5 protein-coding genes and 1 pseudogene are annotated in these 3957 nt (G+C 68.4%); 3 read left to right on the top strand and 3 right to left on the bottom strand.

The features are described from left to right. A pseudogene (locus UK23_RS53140) lies at positions 1-528 on the top strand (hypothetical protein); the annotation flags it as partial. Here the strand turns inward: UK23_RS53140 and UK23_RS35425 are convergent. Both UK23_RS35425 and UK23_RS35420 read right to left on the bottom strand, forming a co-directional pair. Beyond that, complete coding sequence (locus tag UK23_RS35425; protein ID WP_045316111.1) at positions 462-890, bottom strand: SRPBCC domain-containing protein; 429 nt, start codon at positions 888-890, stop codon at positions 462-464. The pseudogene UK23_RS53140 and the gene UK23_RS35425 overlap by 67 nt on opposite strands. A gap of 81 nt (positions 891-971) precedes the next feature. Then, positions 972-1538: a GNAT family N-acetyltransferase gene (locus UK23_RS35420; protein WP_045316110.1), complete on the bottom strand. Its 567-nt coding sequence runs from the start codon at positions 1536-1538 to the stop codon at positions 972-974. Between the two features lie 58 nt (positions 1539-1596). On the opposite strand from UK23_RS35420, the gene lexA reads away from it, so the two are divergent. Beyond that, positions 1597-2250 (top strand): transcriptional repressor LexA, encoded by a 654-nt coding sequence (lexA, locus tag UK23_RS35415; protein ID WP_045316109.1) that lies wholly within the window; start codon positions 1597-1599, stop codon positions 2248-2250. Positions 2251-2321: 71 nt separating this feature from the next. Here the strand turns inward: lexA and UK23_RS35410 are convergent, their stop codons facing one another. Next, the gene (locus UK23_RS35410; RefSeq protein WP_045316108.1) at positions 2322-3215 is read right to left on the bottom strand and encodes a LysR family transcriptional regulator; all 894 of its coding nucleotides are present in this window, start codon (positions 3213-3215) and stop codon (positions 2322-2324) included. 56 nt (positions 3216-3271) lie between these two features. On the opposite strand from UK23_RS35410, the gene UK23_RS35405 reads away from it, so the two are divergent. Then, positions 3272-3928 (top strand): type 1 glutamine amidotransferase domain-containing protein, encoded by a 657-nt coding sequence (locus tag UK23_RS35405; protein WP_045316113.1) that lies wholly within the window; start codon positions 3272-3274, stop codon positions 3926-3928. Positions 3929-3957: the final 29 nt, after the last annotated feature.

The following is a 3957-nucleotide window of genomic DNA, read 5'->3' as shown; positions in this document are numbered from 1 at the left end:
ATCCGCCGCCGGATCGAGGCCGTGCGCGACGCTTCGGCGAGCATCGCGCTGTTCCTCGAACACATCCGGCACAACGTGCACGACTGGCTCGACGCCGGCGACGAGAGCGCCTGCGCCATGACCGAGACGCAGCTGGAGGCCGGGACGTCGTTCATGAACGCCCGCGGCCTCCTGCACTTCGACGGCCACTTCCAGAACATCCTGACCGACGGCGAACGCCTGTACTTCGCGGACTACGGCCTCGCCATGTCCTCGGAGTTCGACCTGTCCCCCGGCGAGAAGGAGTTCTTCTCCGAGCACCAGGACTACGACCGCCTCTACACGGGCACCTACCTGGCCCGCTGGCTCAGGCACGCGCTCAGGGACGAGGAAGTGCCGCCGCACGTCGCGGCGATCATCGAACGCCACACCCCGGCCGCCGAGGTCATGAGCGACTTCATCCGCAGGTTCCAGCAGGAGCCTCAGCTCTCCGCCCGCTTCTGGAACGCCTCCAGCACCTCGACCCACCCGCCCGAGTTGTCCTCGTGAGCCTTCGCCCGCAGCTCCTCCGAGCCGGCCAGCGCAGCGAACCCGCTCTCCACCACGCGCAGCCGCGTGCCGGACCCCTCCGGTGACAGCGTGAACTCGACCAGCGTCGTGTTGTCCGAGGTGAGCTCGGCCCCGCCGAACGCGCTGGCCCAGCGGTACGACACGTACGTCCGCGGCGTCACGGTCTCGACCTTCACCGGGAAGTCGCCGTACGTGTCGTTCTTGCACAACGTCGTCTCGCCCTCGACGGCGGTGCCCGACGGCGTGGAGGCGACCCACCACCCCGGTTCGGTCACCAGCTGCCAGACGCGCTCGGGCGAAGCCTCGATCACGGTCTCGCGTTCGATCCGGTCCACAGTCACGACAAGCTCCCAACGGTCCGCCAACAAGTGCAACCCCAGAGTTGCACACCCGAAGACGACGTGCAACCCCAAGGTTGCAGATCAGATCTCGCGTGCGTGCGGATGACGGGCGGCGAACTCGGGTGCGGTCATCCCGAAGGCCACCGCGTCGTGGTGGCGGCCGGCGAAGAACTCGTGGTCGCGCAGCCTGCCCTCCTCCGTGAAGCCGAGTTTGCGGTGGAAGGCGATGGACGGCTCGTTGAACGCCCACACGTGCGTCTCACACTTGTGGAAGCGCCGCTCGCCGAACATGAAGCCCAGCAGCAACGGCACCGCTTCCGAGCCGTAGCCGCGTCCTTTATGCTCACTGCCGATGAAGATGCCGTACCCGAACCGGCCAGCGCGGTAGTCGATCTCGAACGTCGACACGGTCCCCACGAAGGTGCCGTCGGCCAGCGACTCGATCGCGAGCTGGAACTTGTCGCCGTCCGGCTTCTTGAGTGAAGCCTGCTCGGCCCACTCGCGCTGGCGTGCGTTCGAGAACGGCTGCTGAACCCGGTCCGCCCTCCGCATGTCCACGGTGTTGTCGTCGAACTTCCGGAAGGCTTCCCAGTCCCCCGGTTCGATGCCGCGCAGACGTACGAGATTCCCCACCCAGAATGAGCTCATCCGGTGATCAAACGACCACCCGTTCGTGTCCGGCAACCGGATTACTACTATCTGACCGGTGACCGCCTACGACGATCTCGAGCTCGACACGACGGTGCTGCCGGAACGCCAGCAGAGGATTCTGGTCGCCATCCGCGACTGGGTGGTCGAGCACGGCTACTCCCCCAGCACCCGCGAGATCGGCGACGCGGTCGGACTGAAGTCCTCGTCCAGCGTCTCCAAGCACCTGAGCGCGTTGGAGGACAAGGGTTTCCTCAAGCGCGGCACGTCCGTGACGCGGCCGATGGACGTGCGCGTCTTCCTGCACGCGACGGCCGTCGCACAGCTGTCCGACGACTCGATCTCGGTGCCCGTGGTCGGCGACATCGCCGCCGGTACGCCGATCTCCGCCATCGAGCACGTGGACGACGTGCTGAGCCTGCCGCGCGGCCTGGTCGGTCGTGGCAGCAACGTGTTCGCGCTGCGCGTGCGCGGCGACTCGATGATCGACGCGGCGATCTGCGACGGCGACATGGTCGTCATCCAGCAGGCGCAGGAGGCGTACAGCGGGCAGATCGTCGCCGCGATGATCGACGAGGAGGCGACGGTCAAGGTGTACCAGCGCCGCAACGGCCACGTGTTCCTGGAACCGCGCAACCCCGACTACCCGGTGATCGACGGCGACAAGGCCGTGATCCTCGGCATCGTCGTGTCAGTGCTCCGGAGCGTCTGAGCACAACTGCTCCTGTCCCTCCACACCGGACTGATGCCGGGCGAGACCACTTTCACCGTGCGGCCGCCGCGTCACAGGACACCCCAGTCGCGTTCCTTCAACTGCTCGGCCACCGCTTGCACCCCTGGCGCGGGTGTTCCCCTGGTCGCCAGGTAGAGGGTGTTGAGGGGCGGGATCTCCGGGTGGTGCAGCAGCTCCACGGATCCGGCGGTGAGGGCGGGTTCGGCCAGGTAGCGCGGAAGCGCGGACACGCCTGCTCCGGCGATCACCGCGGCCAGCACGGCTCGCAGGTCCGGCACGACGACCGCGGTCGGGTTCTTCGGGCGCTTGGCGAACTCGCTGCGCCAGTACCGGCGGATGATCGGCAACTCGTCCGAGTAGGCGACGAGCGGCAGGTGTTCGAGGGCTCGCGCCGGGTCGTGGCCGAGCAGCTCCTGGTCGACCGTCCTGGCCAGGATCGGTGCTCCCACCAGCAGGAACTCCTCGTCGGTGAGCGGTGTTGCGGTCAGGCCCGCGCCGGGGCGGACCGACGACAGCACGAGGTCGAGCCGGCCGGACTTGAGTGCGGTGAGCAGGTCGTTCGCCAGGCCTAGCCTGATCTCGAACCTGATGCCGCGCCGGATCAGCGGAGTGAGCGCGGTCAGCCCTCGGACCGCCATGAACTCGGCAGCTCCCCCGATCCGCACAGTGCCTTCGAGGGCGGGCGCGGGGTCGAGCGCGATGCGCAGCTGGTCGACGTGCGGCCCGACGCGGCGGGCCAGCTCGTCCGCTCGGGGTGTGGGCGTGACGCCCCGGGCACCCCTGATGAACAGCGGTTCGGCGAGCTCTTTCTCCAGCTTGGCGAGCTGGCCGCTGACCGCGGGCTGGGTGAGGCCGCGCCGGGTCGCCGCGGCCGTGAGCGAGCCGCCGCGGTAGATCTCCAGGAACGTCGCCAGCAGATCGAGGTCCGTCAACTTCTCGGCCATAAGGCAGCTTATAGCTCCACCGACACACTTGAAGGATTCGTGATGACATGGGTGACATGAAGAAGCTGCTGATGGTTGTTTCCGGTGCCGACTCGCTGACGCTGGCGGACGGCACGAGCCACCCCACCGGGTTCTGGGCCGAGGAGGTCGTCGAGTCGGTGCGGGTGCTGCGCGAGGCCGGCATCGAGGTCACCGTCGCGACGCCGGGCGGTGTCGTGCCGACCGTCGACAAGGCGAGCCTCGACGGGCGGTTCGACGAGGTCGTTGCGACGCTGGAGGATCTGCGCTCCCCTGCCGACCTGGCCGCGATGAACGCCGCCGGCTTCGACGCGATCTACCTGCCCGGTGGCCACGGTCCGATGGCGGACCTGGCGTTCGACCGGACGCTGGGCACGTTGCTGGCGGACTTCGCGGACAGCGGCAAGCTGGTCGCCGCGCTGTGCCACGGACCGGCCGGGCTGCTGAGCGCGGTCCGCGCGGACGGCACGTTCGTCTTCGCCGGCAAGGAGATGGCGGTGTTCAGCGACGAGGAGGAGCGCCAGGGCGGTCTCGACGTGCCCTACTCGGTCGCCGGGAGGTTGGCGGAACTGGGCGCGCGGCTCGCGCCGGGTGAGCCGTGGTCGAGCACGGTGGTCGTGGACGGCAAGCTCGTGACCGGTCAGAACCCGCAGTCCACTGTGGCCACCGCCACGAAGGTCGCCTCGCTGCTCTAGACGGTTGATTCCAAGGGTCGGCAGCCACG

It is taken from the genome of Lentzea aerocolonigenes (assembly GCF_000955955.1).
Classification (GTDB): domain Bacteria; phylum Actinomycetota; class Actinomycetes; order Mycobacteriales; family Pseudonocardiaceae; genus Lentzea; species Lentzea aerocolonigenes_A.
The sequence above is the reverse complement of the archived record's forward strand: the minus strand, read 5'-3'. Positions and strand labels throughout refer to the sequence as shown.

What these genes read in the sequence shown, in the direction of transcription:
- UK23_RS35405 (WP_045316113.1), top strand. Translation starts at nt 3,272, where the DNA reads ATGAAGAAGCTGCTGATGGTTGTTTCCGGTGCCGACTCGCTGACGCTG.
- UK23_RS35410 (WP_045316108.1), bottom strand. Translation starts at nt 3,215, where the DNA reads ATGGCCGAGAAGTTGACGGACCTCGATCTGCTGGCGACGTTCCTGGAG.
- UK23_RS35420 (WP_045316110.1), bottom strand. Translation starts at nt 1,538, where the DNA reads ATGAGCTCATTCTGGGTGGGGAATCTCGTACGTCTGCGCGGCATCGAA.